Below are 25667 nucleotides of genomic sequence, written 5' to 3'. Positions count from 1 at the left end.
AAGCTCCGTAACGATCCCCCCGCGACAGCGGCTCGGGCGTGCTTCGGCGCCCCGGGCCGCTTTTCTTGCGCCCTGCGTTCCCCTGATTTTTGTCCGATAGGTTTTGTCCCGCACAACCGCCTGCACCGGCGAGCAAGAACCCGCTCCCACACGTGTTTCGTCCTGCTATAGCAGTCTCCGTAAGCTTTCCCTCCCGCGTCGCGTTTAGTCCGAAAAATCTAGCGGAGGGGACAAAACCCCGGCGCGTTCCTCTGCCCTGCCCTCACCTGTAGCAAGCTCCAGCGAAAGCCGGAGGGCAGCCCCGCTCACATGGCCTGTTGCTTGGAGCGCGCAGCAGCCACTAAGACTGCCGGCTTCCACCGGCAGCGGCTGAGCGCGCGAACGGCATTCTGCTGCGTCTCTCTATTGGAACGCGCGGAAAGCTAATTCTCAACAAAGAAATCGGCGCCAGCCCCCGATTGTGGCACGGTGGTCCCCCACCGTGAGGGCCATCAGCCACGGGGCCTTGGCCCCCGGTTCAAACCCTCAAACCGAGCCAACAAACCGGACGCTAACGCGTGCCGGCTGATGGCCAACACCTCGCCTGCCCATCGTCCCGCCTTGGGTGGCACGCCCTGACAAGGGCGTGGTGAATCACCACCGGCGCCCCCACGCCCTTTCAGGGACGTGCCACCCTGCCACGACGCTTGCCTATTGCTTCATGCGATACGGCTCGCGCCGCTGGTACAGCTCGAGCCGCTCGCGGAGCTTAGGCAGCTCTCTTGGGTTCGCGAGCTCGATGGCCCGCTGCTGCGTTTCGACCGCCCGGTCGAATTCGCCGACCTCGGCGTACGCCGCGGCGAGCGTGTCGAGCACCTCTGAAACCACCGCATCGCGGGAAGGACTGTGCCCGCGTTCCTCCGGCATGAGGGCGTCAATTTCCGCCAACGCCTGCTGCGACAACTCAATCGCCCGGCGCCCATCACGGAGCTCCTGCTGCGGAGCGGAAGCGAGCAAGTGCGCTAGGTTATTGAGGGCTGGATACTTGGGAAGCGCGGGCATAGCGATCGACTTGCCCCATCCAGCGATCGCGTCGGCGTAGCGTCCCGCGTCCTGATCCAAGCGGGCCTTCGCCCACACCACGGACCAGCTATTGGGCGACTCTTCCGCCAACACGTTGAGCCGCTTGATTGCTTCTCCGCGGTCTCCGTGGAGATCAAACCTCATAGCCTCGGAGACCCTCTCTTCGACGGTGAGCTCACGGCGTGCCACGGGGTAGGATACCGGGTCGTCCGCTTCTCCCGCCGCCGCGGGGACCGCTGCTCCCGGCGCCCACTCTGCAACTCCACTCCAATCGCGGTTAGGGCCGAGATTAGCTAACATGAGCCGCCCGGCCTCGTCGGTAACGCGGAGCTGGAACCGGCCCTGCTTGCTAATTTCTACACTGCGTTGGCCGAGGCCAAAGTGGTCGCTGCCGTCGGGCTGGAATCGAGTGACCGCCCGCATCGGTTGCTCGGTCCTCAACGGCTCGCCGCTCTCGGCGTCGACGAGCTGCACCGTGATCACCCGGCCCTTGGTGACGAGCAGGTCCGGCGTGCGGTTGGGCTCCGTGGTACTCTGAGCGTCGACCACGACCGCCGCTGCCGCAATGCGAGGCGGCAGGCTTTCTTCCCAATTGCCCAGATCGGCGCGAACGGTGTAAGCGCCGGGCGGAAGCTCGCGGCACTCGAACTCGCCGTCTGCATTCGTGCGCACCATGGCGTGGCGGTGTCGTGGCGGCGGCAAGAAGACGGCGCCCTCCGCATCGGCTCGGTGGGTCTGCAGGACTACGGCGACGCCGGCCACCGGGCGTCCCGCGTCGTCAACAACGCGCCCCGTGATGACCGCGGCTGGTTGCAGGGTAATGTCCATGCTGCTCGGAACCCGATCCACCGGCGCCAGACCTACCGCGAAGTCTGGGTGCGAGACCTCGAGGCGTTGTTCCATCTCGACGAACAATACATCCTGACCCGACTCCAATGCGGCGGCCTGCTGGTCGGCCTGACGCGCGCGTTGCGCCGCGTAATCCCTGGCGTGCAGGTCGTCGATCGCGAACTGCCCGCGGTCGTCGGTAGTCGCGGATCGAATTTCTGCCAGACCTGGAACCCGAGGCTGGTCCATCGAGACACGCGCCCCAGACACCGCACGCCCGGCTTCGTTGACGACCTCCCCACGGAGCACGGCGCCCTTCTGCATCGACAGATCGATCCGCTGCCCCTCGCTTGCGATTGTGCGGGCGTCCATCATCGACTCCTCTGAAGCCAGTCCCGGCGCGCGGACCGTCACCACGTAGACCAGCGGGGTCGGCCCCGAGCCTGTCGACTCCTCGGGGACATCCTCGGCGGGGACGACATTGGCCCAACGGCAACGCCCTTCTGCGTCCGTCTCCATGGTTCCGACCTGCTCGGCCCCTTTGCCGTCCGGTCGGAAGCGGTAAAGCACGACCTGGGCGCCTTTCACCGGGTCGCCGTCGGCCCGCGTGCAGTTCACCTCAATGGTGTTCGCCTCGCCCGGCCTCGTGGCAGCATAGCCCGGGTCCGGCAGTGCACGAAGCGCACCGGTGACCGCCATTGATTCGCCGTCTTCAAAGGAAGCAGCCGCGTTGTCAGGCTGACCGGCGTCCTCCGCCGGCGGCTCTTCTCTCCCGTCTTCGGCGACAGCGGGCAGCACGATCTCGACCTCCTTGGTCTCGCCTTCTTTGAGCTCGTACTGCTTCTTGACGACCCCGTAGCCGGGCGCCGTGACCGATAGCCCGAATGGCTCGTCCGGCAGGAGCTGACTCGTCCGCCAGGCGCCATCGCCCTGAATCTCCATGTGCACATCATGTCCACGCGTGTAGGTGGACGCCGTGCCTGCCGCTTCGTTCGAGTAGTGGATCTCGCACTGCAGGCCCTCGAGGTCTCCACCTTCGGGGTCCCTAGCGCGGACCAGAAGGATCGGCGCAGTGTACTTCACGACCTCGATCGGCCCGATGTCCTCGGTGAGCCGATCGAACTTGAGCTCTGGGTTCCCGGACAGCGGGCCGCCCTGTTTGGTCCGGACACGCAGCGCGCCGTGCTCGTTGGTCATGAACCGGACCTCAACGTGCCAGGCGCCCTTGGGCACGTCAATCTCGATCTCGCCATTGGCGTCGGGGTTGGGGTGCAGGGCAAAAAACCCTTGGCGGTCTTCGGTCGCGTAGCCGACCAACGAGTAGCCGTGCCCACGGGTGGGTTTGCCGTCGCTGTCGAGGTTCTGCGTGTGGAAGTGCACGGTCTCTGTGGCCCGCAGTTCGATCGGCTCAGCGCCGGCCTTGTCGTTCAGTTCCACTTGCTGCACCAGGAATGTAGCCGGCAGTGGTCGCTCCTCACGGGTCCTGTCCGGGTTTTCTGCAGGGCGTTCTGCGGGGACGACCTCGTACCCGCCCGGCGGCAGCGGTGCCATGATGAACTCGCCTTGCTCGTTGGTAAGCGCTGATCGATCGATGCAGTCGGCGACCGGCATCTGGATCGGTTTCTTGGCGGGGCCGCTACGCAGCTCGGCATTTACCCACACGCCCGGCGCCGGGGCGCCTTCCTGGTCCAAAACACGGCCCCGCATTCGCAGTCCTGCGGAAAGGCTAAACTGGCCCAGGTCTGTCTGCTCACCAGTCAGTTTCAGTAGTCGCTCCTGTTCGGCGCCCTCCGGTTCTCCTTCATCAGCCGAAGACGCCTCTAGCAAGTGCGTCTCGGGCGCCAGATCCTGAGGCAAGAACCACAGCACCGCGGGTCCTCCCCGGCATACGTTTAGGGTGAATCGGCCCTGGTCGTCGGTCTTCGTGTCGGCGAACGATCCATACTCTTGGAGGTCACGCGGCTGGGCCTTGGAGTAGATCAGTACCCGCACCGCCGCGGCAGGCGAACCGTCGGGGCGGAGCAGCTTCCCGGAGATCCGCTCGCCCGGGTGCAGCTCGATGCGACTAAAGAACGGCTCCTCGCCGAGCTTCTGATTCTTGCGGATCATGCTCAGCGCGTAGCCCGAAGGGCTCTTCCGCGCGTAGTCGGGGTGGGTCGCCTCGACCTCGATGTAGAGGTACTTGTCCGCTAAGCGTTCCGGTGTGATGGTGAACTCGTACCGGCCGTCCTCGCCCGATCGGTAGGTGGTTTCATCGAGCAGCGGCCACGGGTCCTGCGACGAGGTCCGCAGCCGCACCAGCACCTCGGCGCCCGCGATCGGCTCGCCGTTGTCCTTGTTGACGACCGTCCCGCGGTAGGTCAGGCCATTGGAATCGTCTTGCTCTTCGGCTGCTTGCTCGGCCTGCTCGTCGGCGGCCGAGGGCGGCGCCATGGTCAGCAGCGAAACCCCAACGCCCAGCGCCACACAGGTCGCGGCGCTAGCGCACCGCCAGCGCACTCCGCAGGCCGACAGCACCGTCACGCCCGAGTCGAGCAACGCCGCCACGCGCCGTTTGACCTGCGAGCGGCCCTCCCACAGCCCCACCGCACCCGCCACGCGGGGTGGGCGGGCAGAGCTGCGGGCCCACTCGACCAGCTGCTCGGCGTAGGCTAGGCGGTCGCCCTCGCCGGCAGCGGCGGCGTCGGCGAGTTGCTCCTGGTTGAAGCGGACCGCGCGACGCAGCAACCAGAACAGCGGGTTGGCCCACAGCACGACCATCAGCGTCCGCAGCGCGGCCAGCAGCCACAGGTCGCCGTTGCGGACGTGGGCCAGCTCGTGCGCGAGCAGCGGCCGCAGCACGGCGGTCGACGCGTCTCGCAACCGCGCCGGCAGCAGCACCACCGGCCGCAGCAGGTTGAGCGCGACCGGCGATCCGAGCCGGTCGTGCAGCAGCAGCCGCGGCAGGGCGCCAGTGTCCCACAGTTCGCGGGCGATCGAATCGAGCGCGTCACCGGCGGCCCGACCATCGGCGACCAGCCGCCGCGCACTGAGGCTGCCGATCGTCAGCCAGGCCAGCACACACGCGCCGCCGCTCACCGCCGTTAGTGCGAGAACGTCCGGCAGACTCAAGCTGTATCCGCGAGCCCGCGCCGCGCGGACCGGGGGCACGACCTCGCCCGTGGGCGGCGTGCTTGGCATTGAGTTAGCGAGCTGAACGGGCGGGAACGCGTGCGGTGGCGGAACAGGCGTTTCCGGGATTGGTGTTGGCGCCGGCGCCTCTGCCCAAGCGGTCAGCAACGAGACGCTCGACCAGCCGGGCGTGGCGTACAGCACGCCCGCCAGGGCGATCGCACCGCAGGCCGCCCACGCAACGGCAATCCGGTAGGCGGGCTGGCGGAGCAGCCGCATCGCCAAGAGGCCCGCCGCCAGCAGCACAGCCGAGGCGAGGTGGAAGTCGGTCAGCCAACGCAGGAGTGATTCCGAGGGGATCATCGCTTGCCTCCCTTTCTGCCGGGTTTGCTCTGCTTGCGGGCCTCGGCGATCATCGCCTCGAGCTCGTCGAGTTCTTTCGCCGAGAGCTTCTTGCCCTCGAGGGCGTGCACCAGGTATTCGTCGACGGCGCCGTCAAAAACACGCTGCAGAAAATCGCCTGCCAGGTTGCGGAACGTGCGGGCCCGCTCGAGCAACGCCCGGTACAGGTACGCCCTCCCCTCCCGCCGGTGGGCGACGTACCCCTTCTGCTCCATCACCTGCAGCAGGCTGAGCACGGTGGTGTAAGCCAGATCCTGCCCGTGGCGGGTCATCTCGTCCGCGATATCACGGACGGTCGACTCGCCGCGGTCCCACAGGACCTTGAGCGCTTCGAGCTCGCGTTGAGAGGGCTGCGAGGGGTCCGGGACGCTGTCTGCCATGGCGTGGCTCGCGGTCGGGGTAAGGGTGCCATCCAGAATTACTGGCCCACCAGTAATTGCGAACGCAGTATTACGGGTCGACCAGTAGTTGTCAAGAAAAAAGAGCGAGCGTCGCCCCCGATTAGAGCACGATGGTCAACCACCGCGACCGGCCCATCAGCAGCGGGGCGTTGGCCCCCGGTTCGGCAGACCCAACACGCACTGCCAGCAAGCTGGACAGTGCCACCTGCCGCGCCGACGAGTACCGCCACTACTCAGTACGCAGGTGGCACGTCCCTGACAAGGGCGTGGTGAATCACCACCGGCGTCGCCACGCCCTTTCAGGGACGTGCCACCCCGCGGGGCCAGGCATTGGCTCTAAGCTATCGACCTACATCGCCTGCTCATTTGGCTTGACCATTCCATAAGACTGGGACGCGTGGGAATCAGGCAAGCCAAAACTCCGTCGTCTCGTAAGCTGCCCTCTTGTTGATTCCAAGAAGTCGCCGAGTTCCTGAATCTCGCTCGCGCTGAACCCGCTCAAGGAAACATGGACCACGCTGAATGGGCAGTGGCACACGAGGGAGTCTCGCGAGAAGTCGACGCGGCTCACCAACTCCCAGACAATCTTCTTGCTCCACGCGTTCTGCAATCCGTAGGTGAGGTCGGAATCGCTCAGTTCCACGAACACGTTTGCGCTGCCCCCCTTGCGCGCTAACCCTGAGTAGGCTCGCGCTTTCCGGAAATGAGCAACCAGCAATGCAGAGACGCCTACGAGTCCTCCCCACGAGACCAATCCCCCGATAACAACGTGCAATCCCTCAGGCCCACGAGCAACCGAGGACTCGGCATAGAAGGCAAGGAGGACCAGCAACACGCAGAGACCCAGCCACATACCAGCGTCGCTTGACTCGCGAAACAGGGCTTCCGATCGAGTCTTCTGCTCGATGACTTTTCGGTTGGCAGTCAGGTGCATCAATCAGTTCTATTGGCTTGGCCGAGCGCATAGACGCGACGGCGCCAGGCGGCTAAGCACGAGCGTCGCCCGGCGTTCTCGCAAGCTAAAGGGCAAGCCGGGCGCCTTAAGGACGCACCAGCTGAGGTGTCACACGGCCTACGCCGACCGCACCGCCTTCTTCGGCTCGGTCGCGCGGGCCATCGTGCGGCGGGGCTCGACCGTGCTCTGGAGGTCGTCGTCGGCGTTGGACTCGGCGTCGACGACGTGGCGGATCGCCTCGATGTACTCCCCCATGTTGTGGTCGGTGAACTGGTCGATGCGGCAGCGGCGGAGCGAACGCACGAAGCCCCAGAAGCGGTCGCGGGCCCGCATCAGCCCGTCGACGGTGCTGATTTTTCCGTTGCGGTTGAGGTACACCTCGGTTCCGGCGTGGCGGTAGCCGAGCCAGCGGGGCGGCACGCGGGGGACGATGTCGTTGTTGTTGACCCAGCGGTAGTAGTTCAGCTTGACGTGGTTCACGTAGCGGTGGTTGCCGACCCGGGGCGAGCCGAACGTGAACAGCCCGGCCGGGTCGGACGGGATGTGCGAGATCTTGCAGCGGCCGGCGCAGATGGCGGTCATCGCGCCGCCGAGCGAGTGGCCGGTGAACCAGAGCGTCCGCTCGTTGCTCTGCAGCGCCTTCTCGAGCCGCGGCCAGAGGTCGTCGACCTCGCGTTTGAAGCCGCGGTGCACGCGGCCGACGGTCTCCGCGACGTCGGTCACGGCGTCGAGGTCGGCGCGGATGTCGTTCCACTCGTGCGGCTCGGTGCCGCGGCAGGTCACCACGCAGTCGTGCTCGCTGCCGAAGACGTACGCCTGGGCGCCGTCGCGGTCGTAGTAGCGGGTCTCGGGGAGCCCGATGTCGTTGGCCAGGCGGCCCGCCTCGCCGCGTGTGAAGTACGACAGCCGCGACAGCTCGGCGAACAGCAGCGACTGCTGCAGGAAAGTCAGCTCGGCAATCGGCCGATCGAGCTTCGAGTAGATCGGCACCTGGACGACGGCTTCGGCGGGCGGCTGGCTCATGGTGGTATCGATCGCCTTGGCGGCGCAGGCGGGTCCGAGCGGGTCCGAGGAAATCTGCCAGAGCGGTCAGTCTAATCCCGCCCAGCAGACCGCTCAAGCAATCGCGGCAGCTAGCGTCCGGGGCGGCCGTGCGGAACGCCGGCCGCAGCCTGCCCAACCGCTATTCTTGACTCAATCGCTTCACCGCCTCGCCGCCCAGGAGCTCGTCGGCCTCACGCAGCCAGCCGACAACATCGTCGGCGTGGGGCGATTTCTTGAACGCCTTGGCAAGCTGCTCGTCGTCCAGCGAGTCGATGTGCCCCGCCGACAGGCCGGGGAACCAGTGCCCCCCGCGGCCGAGCAGGTTGTAGCGCATCTTGCCGTACTCGACCATGTCGTAGGCGACCGCCAGGGCCCGCAGCCACAGCACCATCGGGGCGTTCATGTAGCCGGGCGAGTCCTGGTCCCACAGCGGCAGGCCGGCGCCGAAGTTGGCGGTGAGGACCTCCTGCGGATCCATCCCGGTCGCGGCCTCGAGGGCCTGCTCGAGCCGCTCGACGATCGGCGCGACGAGCTCATCGGCCCGGTCGGTCATCTCGAGGGCCGCCATCTGCAGGTCGAAGTCGCTCGGCTTCGACGCGCCGAGGCTCAGCGTGTGCACCTCCGGCCGGCGGAGACAGAACAGCGTGTTGAACACGATCGGGTGCAGCGGACCGCACAGCTCGACCAGCTTGTCCGACGGCTTGTAGAGGAGGCCGCCCTTGTCGTTCGGCGAGATGACGAACACGCCCATGTCACGGGCCGCAGCGGCCTCGACCGCGGGCCAGTTCCACTGGCTTATGTAGTACCAGTGCAGGTTGACGTAGTCGAAGCCTCCGTGCGCGTCGGTGTTGATGGTGTCGAGGATCTGGTGCGTCAGGCCGTGCGTCGAGAACCCGACGTGGCGCACCTTGCCCTCGGCCTGCAGCTCGCGGGCGACCTCCAGGCAGCCGCCCGGCCGGACCGACTGCCAATGCAGCTCGTAGTTGTTAATGCCGTGCAGGCCGAGCAGGTCGACGTATTCGAGGTTGAGCCGCTCGAGCGACTCCAGGCACTGCTGGCGGAACACCTCAGGATCGGCATTCGGGGCGATCTTCGTCTGGACGATGATCTCGTCCCGCGGCAGCTTCGGCAGCACGAGCCCGAGCTGCCGCTCGCTGGTGCCGTAACCGCGTGCGGTCTCGATGTGGCTGACGCCGAGCTCGACCGCGCGGCGGATCGTGGCCTCGAGGTTCCGCTGGTTCTCGTCCTCCACGACGTCCAGCAGCGCGTCGTCCCAGGTCTGCTGATAGCGCATCCCCCCGCAACTAATCACGGGCATCTGCAGTTCGGTGCGTCCAAAGCGTCGGTATTGCATGCCCGCCGTTGTAAGCGGAATCCGCTGCGCGGGCAATGCGGCGCCGGCTATTCCCGCGTGACGTCCACGACATACAGCAGCCGCAGCCCATCGGGCCCGCCGCCCGTGCTGTACAGCGACGCCTCGCCGTCGGGGAGCCAAAGCGACGTCTGCAGCGTGCACATGGTGACGGTCGGCGGCACAACGTACCTGGGGACGGACTCTGCGTCCTCGTCGGGAGAGCTGCCGGTGTCTGTCGGCGAAATGCGAGAGTCTTCCACAAAGAGTTCAGCAACAGCGCCGCCGGTGACCCGCCGCACGCGGAGCCGCACCGCGGCGCCGACCGATTCGTAGGTAAAGTTCTTGGTGACCACACCCTCCCGACTAACGGCCCTGCTTTGTTCGACCGGACACCGTGATCCCGCGTTCATCTGGACTTCCTGCTCTGCCAGCAGCCCGCACTGCAGACGGGCGGGCTGGGACACGAGTCCTGCCTCGGCCAGCGACGCGACCAGCTCTTGGCACTCGTCGCGCGGGAGGTTGAGCGGAAGCCGGCCGCCTGCTTTCTCCTTAACCAGAGCGTCGAGCCGACCTGATTCATCATCGACCTGCCAGACCGTGACGTCGACGCGGTACTGCGGCGTCGCAGTCCGGCTGGTCGGCTCCCGGTCTAGCGACTCGATGATCTCGGCTATCTGGTCGAGCGTCTGTGGTGAGCCAACGGCCACGAGCTGGTTGCTGGGCTCATGCACAGCCAGCCGGAGAGCGTGGCCCTCGAAGAGGCTGTCGAGGGGGACCTTCACGATCGACGGAGTGGTTTCTTGGAGCCGAAACACACGGACCTCCTCCTGCGGGGCGGGAGGCTCCTCGCGCGGGACGTCGTCCGCGGCCCGCGCCGCGGCGTTCCACGGGGACACCGCCAGCACACCGACCAGCAACACCGCAACTCGCTTTTGCACAGACATCACGTTCCTCCAAGCAAGATGAGAGACAGGCCGATCGGAAAGACTCGACGCACGCAAGGGACCGAGCCGGACGACGTACAAAACACGGCCGGGCGGTGACTAGTCGCTTCTCAGAGCCTAACCACGCAACGGCCTGCCGCAAAGAATGAAACTCCGCTATCGACGTCTGGGCTCGTTCAACGAGCAAAAACCCCTCCCCGCCGCTCGGGAATACTGCCGGCGGCGGCCAGCGAAATTCGCTTCGTCTTATCTCCGCGTTTTCTCATCTCAATCGCGGGCCAGCGGTTAGGAGGAACCCTGTATGTCGATGAACTCATCTCTCTGGGTGCGCCGGGTCTACCCGAGCAACCCGGCGTATCTCTTCAGCGCGGTCCTGGTGCTGTGGGGCCTGAACCTTGGCTTTCAGGGACGCGACACCGCGACCGACGCCGCTTGGCTCACCCTGCTGCTGTGCGGCTACTCACTGGCGGTGGCGTTGGTGGGGATCATGGTGATCCGGCTGGGTCAGCTCTGGGAAGACGCCCGCACCGTGCTGCTGGTTCTGCTGCTGATGTTCACCGCGCTGTCGACCGTGTTCGACTCGCTGTGCCTGAACCAGTGGCCGGCAGGGGCGGCCTGCCTGGGGTTCGGGCTCGCCTTTTCGGTGGTCGTCAGCGAGGCGGTGCTGCGGTCGCTCAACCTCAAGCTGCCGGCCGCGTTCCGGGCGCCGCTCTATTTGCAGCTTGCCGTGCTGTTCGCGTTCCCCCCGCTGCTCGGCTACTTCTCGCTCGACGGGCGGAGCGACGACATGGTCCGCGGCGTGCTGTCCTACTGCGTGGCCGCCGGCGTGGCGACCCTCTGCCTGGCGCCGGCGGCGCTGCGCGGACGCGAGGCGTTGCACCCGGCGGGCTCCAACTGGCGGTGGCCGTTCTACCCCTGGTCGCCGTTTGTGCTGCTGATCGTGGCGTCCGCGATGCGGACGTGGATGCTGTGCGTCTCGTTCTCGCCGGCGAAGGGCGCCGACTCCGCATTCTTGCCGCTGCTGCTCTGCCCAATCGCCGCGGCGACCGCGGCAGTGCTGCTGGTGCTCGGCGTGCGCAACCGCAGCTTAGCGATTCAGAAGCTGGCGCTGTTCGGCGGCGTCGCTGTGCCGGTGGCCGCCACCCTCCCGAGCGATCTCAATCCGGCGCAGACCTACCTGCTCGGTGTCGTGCAGGCTGCGAGCGGCAGCCCGCTCGTGATTGCTCTGGGCTTCAGCGCGGCGCTCGGGCTGGCGGGCGCCGCGGCCCGCCGGGTGGGCGGCGAGGCGCTGGCCGCGTTTTCGCTAGCGGCGATGCTGTCGCTCAACGCGGGCGAAACCTCGCTCCGCGGGGCGTGGCCGCTCAGCGCCGCCGGTGCGAGCGTGATGGTCGGCTGGATGGCGGCCCGGTGGGCCTACAGCCGCCACGCGGCGCCGCTCGTCGGCGGCGTTGCCCTGGGACTGATCGGCTGGCGGTCGGAATTGGCGTCGCTTTTGGAACTGGGCGCCTCGTCGCTGCAGACCGCCTACGCGGTGACGATCCTGCTGCTGGCCACCCCGCTTGTCTGCCGTGACCGAGTCTCCCGCGCGCTGCGGCCCTGGACTCCGCTGGCGTTGGCGGTCACCTGCATGGCCTTCGTGACCGTGTACCCGGCCGTGTGGCCGGTTCAAGCAAACTGGTCGCCGCCGGTCGCCGCCGCGGTGCTGGCGGTCGGCGGCGGCGCCTACTTCCGCATGAGCCGCGACCGCTGGGCCGTCGCGTCGCTGGTGGTTTGTCTCGCGGTCGCCGGCCTGGCGGCGCTGCAGGCGGTGCTCGTCGGACTTGCCAGCCACCGGCTGCGCGAGGGTCTGCAACTCTACGCCATGGGCGTCTGCCTGCTCGGCTTCGGCGTGCTGGTGAGCCTCTGCAAGGCGGGCTTCGCCTGGCGCCTGCTCGACTGGCTCTCGGCGGGCCCTGCGAGCGCGGCCCCAATCCCTCAGCCCGCAAGCCCTAGTCCGCCGCCGCTGGAAGAGTAGGGCCCCGCTAATGAAAAAGCCCCGGGCAATCATGCCCGGGGCTGTTTGACTACTGCTACGGTTAGGCGGTCATGGCTACTCCGCCAACGCCGCTTCCAATTCGGCCGCGGCCGTATCGAGCAGGTGCTCGCCGTGGTGTTGGACCGCGAACTCGCGATCCTCCTCACGGGTAAAGACGCCGCTCGAGGCGTCCTCGGCGGTGCGGTCGCCGAAGCTGATGCCGAGCGCCCGGGCGGCCCGCACGGCGGGGCCGGTCGGGTCGACCTGGCGGATCTTGTGCACCGCCTCGAGGATCGGGACGCTGACCATGTCGGGCGGGCGGCTGCAGATCATCTCGCCGAACTTCTCTTGGACGATCAGCCGCACCGCGTGGGCGCCGAACTGCGTGGCGAGCACACGGTCGAACGTGGTCGGCTTGCCGCCGCGCTGCAGGTGGCCGAGGATGCAGAGCCGCGCCTCGCGGTGCAGCCGCTTCTGGATCTCGTCGGTGACGATCTTGCCGATGCCGCCGAGCTTGACCTGCTGGCCGTCCTGCTCGGCGCCGACCATGCCGCCCTCGGGCAGGTGGGCGCCCTCGGCGACCACTACTAGAGTGAACTTCTTGCCCTGGCTCTCGCGGTGCAGGATCTTCTCGCAGATGTGCTCGAAGGTCCAGTCGATCTCGGGGATCAGGATCACGTCGCCGCCGCCGGCGATGCCGGAGTGCAGCGCGATCCAACCGGCGTGCCGGCCCATCACCTCGAGCACCATGATCCGCTCGTGGCTGGCGGCCGTCGTGTGCAGACGGTCGAGGGCGTCGGTGGCGCACTCGATGGCGCTGTCGAAGCCGAACGTGAACGCCGTGGCCTGCAGGTCGTTGTCGATGGTCTTGGGGACGCCGACCACCGGGATGCCGCTTTCGTGGAACTGCTGAGCGATGGCGAGCGAGCCGTCGCCGCCGACGCAGATCAGGCCGTCGATGCCGAGCTGGCGAACGGTTTCTTTGACGCCCTCGATCAGGTGCGGGGCGATCTCCACGCGGTCCTCGACGCCCTTGACCGCGGCAAAGCGGCCCTTGTTGGTCGAGCCCAGGATGGTGCCGCCCTGGTTGAGGATGCCCTTGGTGCTGGACGGGGTCAGGTTGACGTACTGCACCGGGTCGTACAGGCCCTCGTAGCCCTTGAGGAACCCAACGCAGTCGTAGCCCAGCTGGTGACAGCTCTTGACCGCGCCGCGGATCACGGCGTTCAGTCCGGGGCAGTCGCCGCCGCTGGTGAGGATGCCGATTCGCTTGCTCATTGAGTCGCCCTTCGAGTGAGGTAGCCGTCTTGGCGGCGCCGCCCTCTTACCAATGCCGAATGCATCAGATGCGAGGGACGCGCGACGCGATTGATTTGCACCGCAAGATTAGGTCGCCCCCCCGGCAGGGCCCGCGAGAATCTGGACCCGCAACGCATAAACCGTCAGCCGGGCAACCGTTACGAGCGGCCCAGCCAGGTCTACCAATCGCTAGGAGTGGCCCGAGGAGGTCCGCCATTCGCTAGGAGTGGCCCCGCGAGGTCCACTCGCGCCACCCCAGTACGGCAATCACGCGGAGGGCCGCCCGCGCTTCGCTCAGGTTGATCTTCGAGGCCCCAGCGACGCGGTCGCGGAAGGTGAAGGGGGTCTCGGCAAAGGTGGCGCCCTGCCGGCGGAGCCGCCACAGCAGCTCCTCAAGATATGCGTAGCCGAGCGTTAGCACGTTATCGAAGTCGACCTCGCGGAGCTTCGCCACGCGGTAGGCACGGAAGGCCCCGCTGCAGTCCTTGACCGGGAGCCGCAGGGCGCGGCTCGCCACGGCGTTCAGCACCCAGCTGGTTACCCGCCGCCGCAGCGGCCAGCCTTCGATTCCGCCGCCCGGGACGTACCTCGAGCCGATCGACACGTCGGCGTGCTCGACGCCCGCAAGGACCGCGGGGAGCCGGTCGGGGGGGTGGCTCCAGTCGGCGTCGAGCGTCGCAACGACTTCGTAGCCGCCGGCGATCGCGTGGCGGAAGGCGTCGTAGCTGGCGGAGCCGAGCCCCAGCTTGCCCGCCCGGTGCAGGCAGGCGAGCCACGGGTTGCCGGCCGCGTACTTGTCGACCCAGTCGCCGGTGCCGTCGGGCGAGTTGTCGTCCACCACCAGCACGTCGGCGTGCGGCGCGTGCTCGTGGATCGCGTCGATCAGCCCGGGCAGGTTCTCGCGCTCGTTGTAGGTAGCAATCGCGATCAGGGTTTTGGGGGTCGCCATCGGGATCGCGAGAGGTTCTTCGGCGGGGGTCACAGGCTCCCGGCCGAGGGTACCCCGCCTACGCCTTCACAACAAGCGTGCCCACCATCATGTCGTGCAGGGCCTGCTTCTTCGGCGTGAACGCCGCCATTAGGTACCCGATCATCAGCGTAAGCGTTGAGACGATCTTGGCCAGATAACGAGCCACAGCACGACCGAACGAAATCGGGTGTCCATTGACGTCGGTCACCTTGATGCCGGCCATCCGCTTCCCGTAAGTCGCTTGCGAGGCTGAGGACTCCATCAACGCAAAGTAGAGCAGGCCCGCCACCTGGGCGACGACCTGGATCGCCAGCTGAACCACAGCCAAACCGCTCTCGGTCTGCGTCATCCCGGCAATTGCAGCTGCGAACGCCATCGAAAACCCAATTGCCCACGAGATTGCCAGCAGGACCAGACCGTCGACGATGGCGGCGCCCCAACGCGACATGAAGCCAGCGTAAACCAGCTTATTCGAAGCCGACAGCTCTGCCTTGTACTCCGCCAACGGCGACGCGTACGGGTTCACCGTCTCCTGGGTCCCCGCCGCGGGCGGGTCCGGGAAGTCGAAGTCGTCCTCGTCGAAATTGCTCGAACCGAGATCGTCGAACAGGTCGTCGGCCGGAGGCTGGGCCGGAGATTGGGGCGGCGGACTCGGCTTGGCTGGGGCCGCAGCGACCGCCGAGGTGCTGCCGACCGCCATGCCCGACTTGCTGGACTGCCGGGCCATCATCTGCCGCAGCTGCTCTTCGCTCGGCATTTTAAGAGTCTTGCCGCAGCCGGGGCACTTACCCTTTTTACCGGCGTGGGCGAGCGAGATCTTCAGCGACGCGCCACAACCAGGGCACTTAGAGCGAACACTCATGTTTTCGGTCGATCCGAAGAGGGATCGCCGCTGCACTAAATAGCCGTTAGACGACATAGCCGTTAGACGACATAGCCGTTAGACGTCCGCCCGAAAGGCGACGCCAGGTAGGCGGCAGCTGGCGCGGTATTGGGAACGAGCGTCCTGCCAAGGAACGCCCGACGCGCCTCTTGTGCCTCTGTCCGCAGGCCATCCTAGGCTAAACGGCGCCGCGAGTCGACTTTTTTCTGGCGACGCCAAGGAAACCGCGCATCGCCCGTCCGCTGCCCGTGGGAAGTCGCTACGCGATCGACTTGTAGTACTCGACCGACTGCCGCAGGCCTTCTTCCAGGCTGAAGCCAGGCTCGTAGCCCAGCAGCGTGCGGGCGCGGGTGATGTCGGCCAGGCTCTCGCGGACGTCGCCGGCGCGGGCGTCGGCGAAGATTGGCTCGACCTCGGTCCCCAACAACTTGTTGAGGGCCGCCATCAGCTGCAGCAGCGTGAACCGCCGCCCGGTACCGACGTTGAACACCTGACCGACTGCCTCCGGGCGTTCGGCCGCCAGCAGGTTCGCCTGCACGACGTCCCGCACGAAAACAAAGTCGCGGGACTGCTCGCCGTCGCCGTAGATGGTGGGGCGTTCGCCGGCCAGCAGCTTGCTGACGAAGATCGGGATCACGGCCGAGTACTCGCTCTTGGGGTCCTGCCGCGGGCCGTAGACATTGAAGTAGCGGAGGCAGGCGGTCTCCAGTCCGAACGACTTGGTGAACGCCTTGCAGTAGTACTCGCTGGCGATCTTTGCCGCCGCGTAGGGCGAGAGCGGGTCGTGCGGGTCGTCCTCGCGCTTGCTTGAGCAGGGCTGATCGCCGTACGCGGCGCTGGACGCGGCGAACACTACCCGCTTGACTCCCGCCTTGCGGGCGGCGTCGAGCACGTTGACGGTGGCGGTCGCGCAGGCCGCGTGCGAGGCGAGCGGGTCTCGCACACTGGCCGGCACCGAGGCGAGCGCCGCCTCGTGGAACACGACGTCGGCGCCCTCAATGGCCTTGGCGACCGCCTGAGGATCGCCCGCGTCGCCCTTGATGAGCTCGCAGTCGGAACCGAGGTGCACGAGATTCGCCTCGAAACCGGAGCAGAGGTTGTCGAGCACACGGACCTTATCGCCCCGCTCGACTAGTGCGGTGGCAATGTGCGAGCCAATGAAGCCGGCGCCGCCGGTGACCAGGTAGGTTGTCATGTCGGGAGATTGCGTCTGGATTGGGGCGTGGCGGGGAAGGCGGCCGTCAGGCGCAAGAATAGGTCATTCGAGCCGGTCGGCAAGGGTCGGTTGCACGCCCTAGGCCGCGTCGAGCCACATGCACTCGCAGCGGTAGACGCCGTCGCCCCTGAGCCGGCGGACAAGCCGGTGCGTGTGGGCGAGCTCGCCCCGCCCTGCCCGGCTGACCACGACCGTCCGGTCGGCCAGGCCCGCGAGCCGCGTTTGCAGACCGGGGTCGCTGCCGCCCAGAGCGATCAGCGTGGTGGCGTACGCCGCGCGACACTCCTCGAGCAGCAGCACCCAGTCACGCCGCCGCCCGCCGGTAGCGGCGACGCCGCTCCGCCACACCCTGGCGGTCGACACGCGGGTCAGCGGCGACCGATCTTCCGCTCCGGCAAACCGGTCAGAGACCTCCAGCAGCAGCCGCTCGGACTTTGCGTCTTCGGCCCGCAGGAGCACCGTCAGCGCCGCGGCCGCCGCGTCGGCCTCGAAGCCGCTCGGCGACAGGTACAGCTCCACACGGCCGCCGCCGGCAGCCAAGTCAGCCACGGGCAACGCTGCGAGCGGCAGGAAGGTCGACCGCGGGACGGGTTGGTCGTGTCGCCTATCCATGCCGCAGCTTGGCGAAGAGCTGGCGGTACTCGAGCCGACGCGCCATCGGCTGCTTGATCCCCTCGATCTCAACCAGGTCGTCCTCGATCACCAGAATGTCGCGATCGGACGGAGCGTCACCGCTGTTCGCGGGGGCGTCGATCGAGAACGTTGACAGCCGCTCGTCCGGCGTGTCGTCGAGAGTCTCGTCGAGCACGTCGTCGTCTTCGTCCAGCAGCTCGAACTCGTCCTGCTGCAGGCGGAGCAGTTGTGTCTGACGCCGCTCAGAAGCGAATGGCTTAGAAACATCTGGTTGTACGGCGTCTGGCTCACTGACAACTGGCTCGCTGACAACGGGCGCACTGGCAACTGGCGGCTCGGCGACCGGATCGTCGTGGTCCGACGACTCTAGCGTGCCGCTCAACTCGTACTCTTCGTCGGCCTCGGCGTCTTGCTGCTCGTCGCGGGCGAACGAACCGGCGATCGTGCTGAGCTTCGGGTCGAGCGTGTTCGTTACTATCGGCGTCGAAGCCTGGAACACCATCTCCAGGCCGGAGAAGCGGTCGATCACGATCTCCTCCTCCTGGAACTCTTCTCCGAACGGGTCGTCCGCTACCTCCGGAGACGACGCGGCCATGATCGCCCGCTCAACCGGCTCGGCAATCCCCAGCGCTTCGTCGGCGTTCCAGACCGGCTGGCGGCTTGTCGCCTGCTCGACGGCCGCCTGCTCGTCGATCCGCGCCTCGGGGAAGGCGGGAGACTCGGCGATTGGCTCCCGGAGCGGCTCGTGTGGAAGCTCGTCGGAAAGCTCGGCGAGGTCGCCAAACTCGACAACACTTGCCGAGGTCTCGACGGCGACCTGCGTCGCGACCGACCGACGCGGCTCGGCCGGCGTCCACGGAGCCGGCAGCTGGTGCAGGTCCGACCACGCCTGCTGCACGACCTGGGCGTCGACTTGGTCGCGGGAGTTGGTCACCGCCGCCCGCAACGCCCGGTCGCAGATCTGGCTGACCAACCGCGGCACGCCGTCGGTGGCGTGGAACACGGCGTCGAGCCCCTCACCGGTGAAGACCTCGTCCGGGTCGGCGCCGACGGCGGCCACGTGACTCCGGACGTACTCGCGGGTCTCTTCGTAGGTGAGTGTGCTGAGGTACGCCCGGGCGCCGATCCGCTGGTTGAACGACTCGAGCTCGGGGCTGGCGAAGGTCTCCTCGAGCGCCGGCCCGCCGAGCAGCACCAGACGCACGATCGGCTCGCCGCGGCGGGTCAGGTTCGACAGCACCCGCAGCTCCTCGAGCAGACGCGGCGTCAGCAGCTGCGCCTCGTCGACGAGCACCGCAACGCCGTTGGGGAACGCCTCGGCGTCCTGCAGCGACTCGATCAACGACAACCGCAGCTCGCCCTCTTCGCGTTCGCGGTAAGGCAGGTCGAGACCAAACAGCACCGCCTGCAGCAGCGCCCGGCGGGTGCAGACCTGCGAGCCGGTCAGCCTCGCAACGCCGAACCGCTCCTCGAAGCCGCTCGCCAGCACCTCCAGCAGCATGGTCTTGCCCATGCCGGGGGCGCCGATCACCAGCGCGGGTCCGTCGCCGCGGCGGACGCACGCGTCGACGCCGCGCCTTGCCTGCTCGGCAATGCTGCTAGCAAAGTAACGTTCGGCGCACGCGTAGGCGGGGAAGGCGCGCTCTTGGTCAGCTTCGGTCGCGGCTGGCATGGTCATCACGGGTTTCCGGGGCAGGCACACTAGAGGGAGTCGGGGGCGGACGTCGTTTTGGATCGGCGCCGGCCGGACGGGGGCTTCACGTAATGCGGCGGCGGACGCCACATTCGCCCGTTAGCTGGCGGACCGGCGTCCCGAGCGCCCGCTCGGCGTCTCGGGCGTTGGGGGCCGACTCCCGCCGCCCGCCCACTACCGCCAGGGCGGCGATCAGCGTCGCGAGGCCGAGCAGCAACTGGATGGCAAGCAGCATGTCGGCTTCACCCCGATAAAAACACATCGTCCGCACGTGGATTGCTTCGGCGCGCACCGGGCCCTGAAACAAGCCAACTCTCCCAGACCGGCAAGGCTTGCCTAAACCGCGCTGGCGGCCAATACTCCACCTGTCGGTGGCGCGTGCCGCCGCGTCCCCTCCAGTCGAAATCTCCGCTCACGCCATGTTCCGCGTAAAGATCTGCGGCGTAACGAGCATCGACGACGCCGAGATGATCGACGCCGCCGGCGCCGACGCTATCGGGCTCAACTTCTACCCCCAGAGCCCGCGCTGCGTGACCGCGGAGTTTGCCTCGCTGGTCGCCGAAGCGCTTGCCGACCGGGTCCAGCGGGTCGGCCTGTTCGTCAACGAGCCGGCCGACCGCGTCCGGGAACTCGCCAAGCGGTGTCGGTTGTCCGCCGTGCAGCTGCACGGCGATGAACCGCTGTCGATGATCGCCGAGCTGGAGCCGCTGCCGGTAGTGCTAGCTCGGCGGCTCACTCGCGAGACGCTGCCCGCCTTCGCCGCCGAACTGGCCGCCCTGCCGGCCGCCGCCCTGCCGGCCGCGCTGCTGGTCGACGCGGCCGTGCCGGGCCACTACGGCGGGTCTGGGCAGACGGCCGACTGGGGGGCCCTCGCCGGCCACGACCACTGGCGCCGCGGGGTACCCATGATCCTGGCCGGCGGCCTGCGGGCCGAAAACGTCGCCCAGGCCGTGGCCGCCGTCCGCCCGCACGGCGTCGACACCGCCAGCGGGGTCGAGTCGGCGCCGGGAGTGAAGGACCCGGCCCAGACGGCGGATTTCATCTCTGCGGCCCGCCGGGCGTTCGGTCTCGCTGCCGCCGATTGACCGGATAAGCCCGCTGAATCGTGCGTTTTAGGCGGCCCCGGCGGGTTGTGGCGGCGGCTCCCGGAACGGTAGAATCGAGAGATTGGACGGATCCCCCACCGGCGTCGCATTTCCGGGCCCCAACTTTGCGGTCCACGACGGCGCGCTATAACTACGCATCCCACCAAGCGAAGTACTCAGGAGAGCCCCACGTGTCTCAGGTTGAAATGGAAAAACTCCCTTACAAGGTCCTCGACTGCACCCCCGAAGAGTTCGAGCGTCTGGCCGCATTCGGACGGCAGGAAATCAACCTGGCCGAAAACGAGATGCCCGGCCTGATGGCCCTCCGTGAGAAGCACGGCAAGGACAAACCGCTCAAGGGCGCCCGCGTCGCCGGCTGCCTGCACATGACCATCCAGACGGCCGTCCTGATCGAGACGCTCGTCGAGCTGGGCGCCGAGGTCACCTGGTCGAGCTGCAACATCTACAGCACCCAGGACAGCGCCGCGTGCGCGGTCGCCAAGGCCGGCATCCCGGTGTTCGCCTGGAAGGGCGAGACCAACGAGGAGTTCGACTGGTGCATCGAGCAGACGCTCTTTGCGTTCCCGTCGGGCAAGCCGCTGAACATGATCCTCGACGACGGCGGCGACCTGACCGCCATGGTTCACGACAAGTTCCCCGAGCTGCTGGGCGACATCAAGGGCCTGTCGGAAGAGACCACCGCCGGCATCCACCGCCTGGAGGTGCTCGCCCGCCAGGACCGCCTGGCCGTGCCGGCGATCAACGTCAACGACTCGGCCACCAAGAGCAAGTTTGACAACCTGTACGGCTGCCGCGAGAGCCTGGCCGACGGCGTCAAGCGGGCCACCGACGTCATGCTGGCCGGCAAGGTCGCCGTGGTCTGCGGCTACGGCGACGTCGGCAAGGGCTGTGCCCACAGCCTCCGCTCGTACGGCTGCCGCGTGATCGTCACCGAGATCGACCCCATCAACGCCCTGCAGGCCGCGATGGAGGGCTTCGAGGTCACGACCATGGAGGCCGCCTGCACCGAGGGCAACCTGTTCGTGACCACCACGGGCAACAAGGACATCATCCTCGGCGAGCACATGGTGCAGATGAAAGAGGACGCCATCCTCTGCAACATCGGCCACTTCGACACCGAGATCGACATCGCCTGGCTCGAGGCACAGGTCAAGGCCGGCAAGGCGACCAGCGAGGTCATCAAGACTGAAAAGGAAGGCGCTGTCGACCGCTACACCTTCAAGGACAGCGGCCGCTCGATCCTGACCCTCGCCAAGGGCCGCCTGGTGAACCTCGGTTGCGCCACCGGCCACCCGAGCTTTGTGATGAGCAACTCGTTCACCAACCAGACGCTCGCCCAGATCGAGCTCTGGAACAACAAGGGCGAGTACGAGAACAAGATCTACCGCCTGCCGAAGCAGCTCGACGAAGAGGTCGCCCGGCTGCACCTCGAGAAGATCGGCGTCAAGCTGACCAAGCTCACCCAAGAGCAGGCCGACTACATCGGCGTCCCGGTAGAGGGCCCGTACAAGCCGGACCACTACCGCTACTAAAGATCGTGCTACTCAGCTTTGGTCTGAGTACCTGAAACGCAAAGCCCCTCGTCACGACCGTGGCGGGGGGCTTTTTTTGCGCCCGAGCAGAAGCGGCCGGGGGGACGGATCCGCCGCAGGCCCGGGGGGCCCGGGACGATGGCCCCGTGGACGTGCATTGGGCCGCACCTGGCGAGCTCCTGGCTCCCGCTGCCGAACATTTCTTGACGCCTGCTCGGTTCAGGACTATATTTGTATAATCATGCAAGTAAGCAACAGCCGAGTTAGGCAAGTATGAACCAAGCCGAACGAGCCAAGTACGAGACACGCGCCAAGGTTCTCAAGGCCCTGGCCCACCCCGCCAGGCTGAAGCTGGTTGATCTGCTCGCCAAGCACGAGGAGGTCTGCGTCTGCGACCTAACCCAAGAGATTGGGATGGATATGTCGACCGTGTCTCGACACCTGACGCAGCTCAAGAATGCGGGCATCGTCGAGAGTGACAAGCGGGGGCAGATGGTGTTCTACAGCCTCCGCGTGAAGTGTCTGAAGAGCCTGTTCGCTTGTATTGAATCGGTAGTAAAGTGCCATGTCGACCAGCAGCTGAAGGTGCTCTTGTAGCAACGGCGTAGAACGCCTTTTTATTTCGCCAACAACTTGCACATTCTTGCAAATACGCAACAAGGGTACGGAGCGATGAGTCGGGAGTGGAAGATCTTGGCGGCGTTCTTGGGCGTGTTCCTGCTCGCCTACTTGGCGCCGTTGGCGACGCCGCGGTTCGACGCCCAGGCCGACCCGCTGGCCGCCAAGATCACCGGGGCCATTGTCGAGGCGCTCCTGCTGCTGCAGTGGTACGCCCGCAACCACACGCTCGCGTGCGTTGTCCCGGCGTTGTTCATCGCCGGCGCCATCACGACTTTCCTCTCTAAGGAGGCGGTCCTCAAGCACCTGGGGCCCAAGGCCAACAAGGTCGAGGCCTACTCCGTGGCGTCGGTTTCCGGGACCGTGCTGGCCGTCTGCTCCTGCAGCGTGCTGCCGATGTTCGCGGGCATCTACCGCATCGGCGCGGGCCTGGGCCCGGCCGCCTGCTTCCTCTACGCCGGCCCGGCAATCAACGTGCTTGCCATCTTCCTCACGGCGCGCGTCCTGGGATTCGAGCTGGGCGTCGCGCGTGTGGTTGGGGCCATGGTTTTCGGAGTCGTCATCGGCCTCATCATGGCGCTGCTGTTCCGCACCAGCGAGGACGAGCGGAGCAAAGTGACGCTCGCGCAGCCCGACCCGCCGGCCGCCAGACGCCCGCTGTGGCAGAATGCTTCGTTGCTGGCCGCGATGCTGGCGCTGCTGGTGTTCAGCGACTGGTTCAACCCGGGCGACAAGGTAGTGCAGCTGGCCGACGGCCAGCGGTTCGAGGCGACGCTGCAGTACGAAACCGAGAACAGCCTCGACCTCCGGCTCAAGCGGCCCGCGCTTGGTCGCGAAGCCTCCGAGGTGGTCCGGCTCGCCAAGGCCGACGTCGCCAGCATGACGGACGTCGACACCTGGGTCACCCGCGTCCACCACTACCGCTGGTGGCTGGCGGGCGCCATGGGCGTGCTGGTCGCTGCCATGAGCCTGGCCTGGCTGAACCGACAGGACTTCTCCGAGTGGATGGGCAACACGTGGGAGTTCTCCAAGCTGCTCCTGCCGCTCCTGTTCGGCGGCGTCTTTGTCGTAGGATTCCTGGGCGCGCTCATCCCGGAGAAGGAGGTGGCGTCCTTGGTCGGCGACAACAGTATGACGTCCAACCTGATCGCATCGGTGGTGGGCTGCGTGTTCTACTTTGCCACGCTGACGGAGGTGCCTATCCTCGAGGCCCTCATGCGGAACGGCATGCACCACGGCCCGGCGCTGGCGCTGCTGCTGGCCGGCCCCGCCCTGTCGCTTCCCAGCATCCTCGTGATCCGCAGCGTCGTCGGCTACGCCAAGACCGCCGCCTTCGTTGCGCTGGTGGTCGTCATGGCGACCATCGCGGGAATGGGCTTCGGCGAGTTCTACCCGTCCACGCCCGCACCAATCACCCCGGCCGCTACGACCTCGGCCGCCCCTCCGGCCGCCACCGTCGTGGCGGTCAGCTCGTAGGAGATCCGTCAGATGACTATCGTTCAAGTCCTCGGAACCGGCTGCAAGAAGTGCGTCTCGCTGAAGGAGAACGTCGAGACAGCGTTGAAAGAGATGGGCGTCGAAGCTGATGTCCAGAAGATTGAAGACATCAACCAGATCATTCATTTCGGCGTCATGTCTACCCCCGCGCTGGCCGTCGACGGCGAGGTGAAGATCGTCGGCAAGGTCGCGACCCCCGCGGAGATCAAAGCCGTCTTGTCACAAGGGGAACTCGGATGACCGCGAAGAAACTGGTCGCCTCGGGGCTGCTGCTGTTTGCCGCCGCCTCGGTAGTCGTGCTGGTCGGACGCGAGGTGCGGGCGCCGACGGCGGATGATGCGGCCCGAATGACCGAACAGTTGCCAGACAATGGGCTGGTCGTCTACTACTTCCACGGCGATACGCGGTGTCACACCTGCCGCAACATCGAGGGATACGCGTACGAAGCAGTTCAGGCCGCGTTCGCAGACGAGCTGGCCGAGGACCAGCTGCAGTGGAAGGTCGTCAACTACGAGCAGCCGGAGAATAGCCATTTTGTAACCGAGTACGACATCGTCGCCCCGACGGTCGTGCTTGTTCGAACGGCCAACAGAGAGCGGGCCGAATGGCGAAACCTCGACCGGGTCTGGGAGTTAGTCGACGACCACGGAGGATTCACCGAGTACGTCCAGAGCGAAGCCCGCTCCATGCTTGGGTTATGAGTGGGGCGATCCCCGTGTTTATTCGAGAAGGAGGGTGAAGCGTGGCGACATCAACGATACTTGCAGCCGTGCTGGCGGTTGGCGGCGCAGTCGTGACTGGCTCCCCGGGCGCCGAGAAGCAGCCGGTAGAGACTCCGGAGCACCAGGTCGTCGCGATCTACTTTCATCGCACTCAACGCTGCCCAACCTGCAAGCGGATCGGCGCGATGGCCGAGCAGGCGGTTACGCAAGGCTTTGAGAAGGAAGCGAACGCCCCTATTGTCGCGTTCCGCTTTGTCGACTTTCAGGACGGCAAGAACGCAAAGATAGTCCAGAGCTACGGCGTCGATGCTCCGACGCTGGTTCTCGTCAATGTCTTCGCAGGAGAAGCCGCGTCCTGGACCAACCTTCCAAAGGTCTGGCAGCTGGTTGGTAGACCAGACGACTTCCGGGCCTACGTCCGCGAAGGCGTCGCACGCTACCGGAAACAGTCCCGAGAAGAAGCGGAGCTGGAGCACGAGGAGGCCAAGGAGTCGAATAGATGACCGAGCAGGTGCTGGCCGCCGGAACCGCCTTGTGGCTGGGCGTGCTTACATCGATCAGCCCTTGCCCGCTGGCGACCAACATCGCCGCGATCAGCTACATCGGCCGCCGAGTCGACAGCACACGACACGTGCTGCTGGCGGGGATGCTGTACACGGCGGGTCGCGTGATGGCGTACACGGGGCTGGCGTTTCTGCTGGTCAGCACCGCCCTCTCGACGCCCGGCGTGTCCCAGTTCCTGCAGAGGTACATACACCTGCTGCTTGGGCCGACGCTCATCATCACGGGCGTATTCCTGGTCGGACTGATTGATGTCAGTCTCGGAGGCGGCGGCGTTTCCGAGTCGGTCAAAGCGCGGATCGACCGCCTGGGCATCTGGGGGGCGTTGGCGTTGGGATTCCTGTTCGCGCTGGCGTTCTGCCCAACCTCTGCTGCCCTGTTCTTCGGCAACGTGATGGCGTCGGTCTCCGCCGGATCGACGACCTTGCTGCCGCTGCTCTATGGGGTCGGCACCGCGTTGCCGGTGATCGGGTTCTCGGTGCTGATCGCTCTCGGCTCCCAGAAGCTCGGCCAGGCATTCAACGCCGTAAGTAAGACCGAACGCTGGGCCCGACTCGTGACTGGCGGGGCCGTGCTGGTGGTCGGCTGCTTCCTGACCCTCAAATCACTGCTTTGACCCACCCCTGGGATACTCTTATTGATCGCTGCGCCGCCAATAGACCGAGGCCGACCAACGGAAGGCCGGTTTCTGTGTGAGCAGACTCAATGCGGCGGGTTCATTCGCCGCGCAGTCATGACAAACAGTTCGCAGCCGGCCGCCCCGGCACATCGGCGCGACCGACAGCTTCGTGGGCCGCAGTCGGCTGGATCGCTATCCTGAAG

Annotated in this window: 22 protein-coding genes; 9 read left to right on the top strand and 13 right to left on the bottom strand. The window is 66.6% G+C overall.

The window, feature by feature from the left end; genetic code table 11:
- Nucleotides 1-690 precede the first annotated feature (690 nt).
- From Pla123a_RS16940 to Pla123a_RS16915, 6 genes are all read right to left on the bottom strand, one after another.
- The gene (locus Pla123a_RS16940) at nt 691-5364 is read right to left on the bottom strand and encodes a M56 family metallopeptidase (RefSeq protein WP_146589119.1); all 4674 of its coding nucleotides are present in this window, start codon (nt 5362-5364) and stop codon (nt 691-693) included.
- Nucleotides 5361-5783, bottom strand: a complete 423-nt coding sequence (locus tag Pla123a_RS16935) for a BlaI/MecI/CopY family transcriptional regulator (RefSeq protein WP_146589116.1) — start codon at nt 5781-5783, stop codon at nt 5361-5363. The genes Pla123a_RS16940 and Pla123a_RS16935 overlap by 4 nt, the downstream gene beginning before the upstream one ends.
- A 370-nt stretch (nt 5784-6153) precedes the next feature.
- A complete protein-coding gene (locus Pla123a_RS16930; protein ID WP_146589114.1) occupies nt 6154-6738 on the bottom strand; it encodes a hypothetical protein in 585 nt (194 codons plus the stop codon).
- A 138-nt stretch (nt 6739-6876) separates the two neighbouring features.
- Nucleotides 6877-7782: a lipase family protein gene (locus Pla123a_RS16925; protein ID WP_146589112.1), complete on the bottom strand. Its 906-nt coding sequence runs from the start codon at nt 7780-7782 to the stop codon at nt 6877-6879.
- Between the two features lie 160 nt (nt 7783-7942).
- Nucleotides 7943-9121, bottom strand: coding sequence for an aldo/keto reductase (locus Pla123a_RS16920; RefSeq protein ID WP_197528062.1), 1179 nt, complete (start codon nt 9119-9121; stop codon nt 7943-7945).
- An 83-nt stretch (nt 9122-9204) separates the two neighbouring features.
- Nucleotides 9205-10101: a secretin N-terminal domain-containing protein gene (locus Pla123a_RS16915; RefSeq protein ID WP_146589108.1), complete on the bottom strand. Its 897-nt coding sequence runs from the start codon at nt 10099-10101 to the stop codon at nt 9205-9207.
- Nucleotides 10102-10402: 301 nt separating this feature from the next.
- Here Pla123a_RS16915 and Pla123a_RS16910 point away from each other — a divergent pair, with 301 nt between their 5' ends.
- Complete coding sequence (locus tag Pla123a_RS16910) at nt 10403-12115, top strand: hypothetical protein (RefSeq protein WP_146589106.1); 1713 nt, start codon at nt 10403-10405, stop codon at nt 12113-12115.
- Between the two features lie 75 nt (nt 12116-12190).
- Here Pla123a_RS16910 and Pla123a_RS16905 read toward each other — a convergent pair whose 3' ends face one another.
- From Pla123a_RS16905 to Pla123a_RS24710, 7 genes are all read right to left on the bottom strand, one after another.
- Nucleotides 12191-13393, bottom strand: a complete 1203-nt coding sequence (locus tag Pla123a_RS16905) for a 6-phosphofructokinase (protein WP_146589104.1) — start codon at nt 13391-13393, stop codon at nt 12191-12193.
- Between the two features lie 241 nt (nt 13394-13634).
- A complete protein-coding gene (locus Pla123a_RS16900; RefSeq protein ID WP_146589102.1) occupies nt 13635-14363 on the bottom strand; it encodes a polyprenol monophosphomannose synthase in 729 nt (242 codons plus the stop codon).
- A gap of 58 nt (nt 14364-14421) precedes the next feature.
- The gene (locus Pla123a_RS24715; RefSeq protein WP_197528060.1) at nt 14422-15246 is read right to left on the bottom strand and encodes an RDD family protein; all 825 of its coding nucleotides are present in this window, start codon (nt 15244-15246) and stop codon (nt 14422-14424) included.
- Nucleotides 15247-15526: 280 nt separating this feature from the next.
- On the bottom strand, nt 15527-16462 hold the full coding sequence (locus Pla123a_RS16890) for an SDR family oxidoreductase (protein ID WP_146589100.1): 936 nt from the start codon (nt 16460-16462) through the stop codon (nt 15527-15529).
- Nucleotides 16463-16561: 99 nt separating this feature from the next.
- Nucleotides 16562-17095, bottom strand: a complete 534-nt coding sequence (locus Pla123a_RS16885; protein WP_146589098.1) for a hypothetical protein — start codon at nt 17093-17095, stop codon at nt 16562-16564.
- Nucleotides 17088-18794, bottom strand: coding sequence for an ExeA family protein (locus Pla123a_RS16880; RefSeq protein WP_146589096.1), 1707 nt, complete (start codon nt 18792-18794; stop codon nt 17088-17090). Before Pla123a_RS16880 ends, Pla123a_RS16885 begins: the two co-directional genes overlap by 8 nt.
- A gap of 79 nt (nt 18795-18873) precedes the next feature.
- Nucleotides 18874-19044: a hypothetical protein gene (locus tag Pla123a_RS24710; protein WP_197528059.1), complete on the bottom strand. Its 171-nt coding sequence runs from the start codon at nt 19042-19044 to the stop codon at nt 18874-18876.
- A gap of 184 nt (nt 19045-19228) precedes the next feature.
- On the opposite strand from Pla123a_RS24710, the gene Pla123a_RS16875 reads away from it, so the two are divergent.
- The 8 genes from Pla123a_RS16875 to Pla123a_RS16840 all read left to right on the top strand — a co-directional run bounded on the left by Pla123a_RS16875 (nt 19229) and on the right by Pla123a_RS16840 (nt 25461).
- Nucleotides 19229-19894, top strand: a complete 666-nt coding sequence (locus tag Pla123a_RS16875; RefSeq protein ID WP_146589094.1) for a phosphoribosylanthranilate isomerase — start codon at nt 19229-19231, stop codon at nt 19892-19894.
- A gap of 191 nt (nt 19895-20085) precedes the next feature.
- Nucleotides 20086-21447 carry an adenosylhomocysteinase gene (ahcY, locus tag Pla123a_RS16870; protein WP_146589092.1) on the top strand — a complete coding sequence of 454 codons (1362 nt, stop codon included), beginning with the start codon at nt 20086-20088 and terminating at the stop codon, nt 21445-21447.
- 273 nt (nt 21448-21720) lie between these two features.
- A complete protein-coding gene (locus Pla123a_RS16865; protein ID WP_146589090.1) occupies nt 21721-22044 on the top strand; it encodes an ArsR/SmtB family transcription factor in 324 nt (107 codons plus the stop codon).
- A 75-nt stretch (nt 22045-22119) separates the two neighbouring features.
- On the top strand, nt 22120-23541 hold the full coding sequence (locus Pla123a_RS16860; RefSeq protein ID WP_146589088.1) for a permease: 1422 nt from the start codon (nt 22120-22122) through the stop codon (nt 23539-23541).
- A 12-nt stretch (nt 23542-23553) separates the two neighbouring features.
- Nucleotides 23554-23802 carry a thioredoxin family protein gene (locus Pla123a_RS16855; protein WP_146589086.1) on the top strand — a complete coding sequence of 83 codons (249 nt, stop codon included), beginning with the start codon at nt 23554-23556 and terminating at the stop codon, nt 23800-23802.
- Nucleotides 23799-24263, top strand: a complete 465-nt coding sequence (locus Pla123a_RS16850; RefSeq protein ID WP_146589084.1) for a nitrophenyl compound nitroreductase subunit ArsF family protein — start codon at nt 23799-23801, stop codon at nt 24261-24263. The genes Pla123a_RS16855 and Pla123a_RS16850 overlap by 4 nt, the downstream gene beginning before the upstream one ends.
- Nucleotides 24264-24304: 41 nt before the next feature.
- Nucleotides 24305-24787: a nitrophenyl compound nitroreductase subunit ArsF family protein gene (locus Pla123a_RS16845; protein ID WP_146589082.1), complete on the top strand. Its 483-nt coding sequence runs from the start codon at nt 24305-24307 to the stop codon at nt 24785-24787.
- Complete coding sequence (locus Pla123a_RS16840; RefSeq protein ID WP_146589080.1) at nt 24784-25461, top strand: aromatic aminobenezylarsenical efflux permease ArsG family transporter; 678 nt, start codon at nt 24784-24786, stop codon at nt 25459-25461. The genes Pla123a_RS16845 and Pla123a_RS16840 overlap by 4 nt, the downstream gene beginning before the upstream one ends.
- The last annotated feature ends 206 nt before the right edge of the window (nt 25462-25667 follow it).

The sequence above is a fragment of the Posidoniimonas polymericola genome (genome assembly GCF_007859935.1).
GTDB classification, from domain to species: Bacteria; Planctomycetota; Planctomycetia; order Pirellulales; family Lacipirellulaceae; genus Posidoniimonas; species Posidoniimonas polymericola.
Note: the sequence above shows the minus strand (reverse complement) of the source record. Positions and strands in the feature narration are given on the sequence as shown.

Bases quoted from the DNA above. Each gene is read 5' to 3' on its own strand.
- Pla123a_RS16940 (WP_146589119.1), bottom strand. From the start codon at position 5,364: ATGATCCCCTCGGAATCACTCCTGCGTTGGCTGACCGACTTCCACCTC.
- Pla123a_RS16935 (WP_146589116.1), bottom strand. From the start codon at position 5,783: ATGGCAGACAGCGTCCCGGACCCCTCGCAGCCCTCTCAACGCGAGCTC.
- Pla123a_RS16930 (WP_146589114.1), bottom strand. From the start codon at position 6,738: ATGCACCTGACTGCCAACCGAAAAGTCATCGAGCAGAAGACTCGATCG.
- Pla123a_RS16925 (WP_146589112.1), bottom strand. From the start codon at position 7,782: ATGAGCCAGCCGCCCGCCGAAGCCGTCGTCCAGGTGCCGATCTACTCG.
- Pla123a_RS16920 (WP_197528062.1), bottom strand. From the start codon at position 9,121: ATGCCCGTGATTAGTTGCGGGGGGATGCGCTATCAGCAGACCTGGGAC.
- Pla123a_RS16915 (WP_146589108.1), bottom strand. From the start codon at position 10,101: ATGTCTGTGCAAAAGCGAGTTGCGGTGTTGCTGGTCGGTGTGCTGGCG.
- Pla123a_RS16910 (WP_146589106.1), top strand. From the start codon at position 10,403: ATGTCGATGAACTCATCTCTCTGGGTGCGCCGGGTCTACCCGAGCAAC.
- Pla123a_RS16905 (WP_146589104.1), bottom strand. From the start codon at position 13,393: ATGAGCAAGCGAATCGGCATCCTCACCAGCGGCGGCGACTGCCCCGGA.
- Pla123a_RS16900 (WP_146589102.1), bottom strand. From the start codon at position 14,363: ATGGCGACCCCCAAAACCCTGATCGCGATTGCTACCTACAACGAGCGC.
- Pla123a_RS24715 (WP_197528060.1), bottom strand. From the start codon at position 15,246: ATGAGTGTTCGCTCTAAGTGCCCTGGTTGTGGCGCGTCGCTGAAGATC.
- Pla123a_RS16890 (WP_146589100.1), bottom strand. From the start codon at position 16,462: ATGACAACCTACCTGGTCACCGGCGGCGCCGGCTTCATTGGCTCGCAC.
- Pla123a_RS16885 (WP_146589098.1), bottom strand. From the start codon at position 17,095: ATGGATAGGCGACACGACCAACCCGTCCCGCGGTCGACCTTCCTGCCG.
- Pla123a_RS16880 (WP_146589096.1), bottom strand. From the start codon at position 18,794: ATGACCATGCCAGCCGCGACCGAAGCTGACCAAGAGCGCGCCTTCCCC.
- Pla123a_RS24710 (WP_197528059.1), bottom strand. From the start codon at position 19,044: ATGCTGCTTGCCATCCAGTTGCTGCTCGGCCTCGCGACGCTGATCGCC.
- Pla123a_RS16875 (WP_146589094.1), top strand. From the start codon at position 19,229: ATGTTCCGCGTAAAGATCTGCGGCGTAACGAGCATCGACGACGCCGAG.
- Pla123a_RS16865 (WP_146589090.1), top strand. From the start codon at position 21,721: ATGAACCAAGCCGAACGAGCCAAGTACGAGACACGCGCCAAGGTTCTC.
- Pla123a_RS16860 (WP_146589088.1), top strand. From the start codon at position 22,120: ATGAGTCGGGAGTGGAAGATCTTGGCGGCGTTCTTGGGCGTGTTCCTG.
- Pla123a_RS16855 (WP_146589086.1), top strand. From the start codon at position 23,554: ATGACTATCGTTCAAGTCCTCGGAACCGGCTGCAAGAAGTGCGTCTCG.
- Pla123a_RS16850 (WP_146589084.1), top strand. From the start codon at position 23,799: ATGACCGCGAAGAAACTGGTCGCCTCGGGGCTGCTGCTGTTTGCCGCC.
- Pla123a_RS16840 (WP_146589080.1), top strand. From the start codon at position 24,784: ATGACCGAGCAGGTGCTGGCCGCCGGAACCGCCTTGTGGCTGGGCGTG.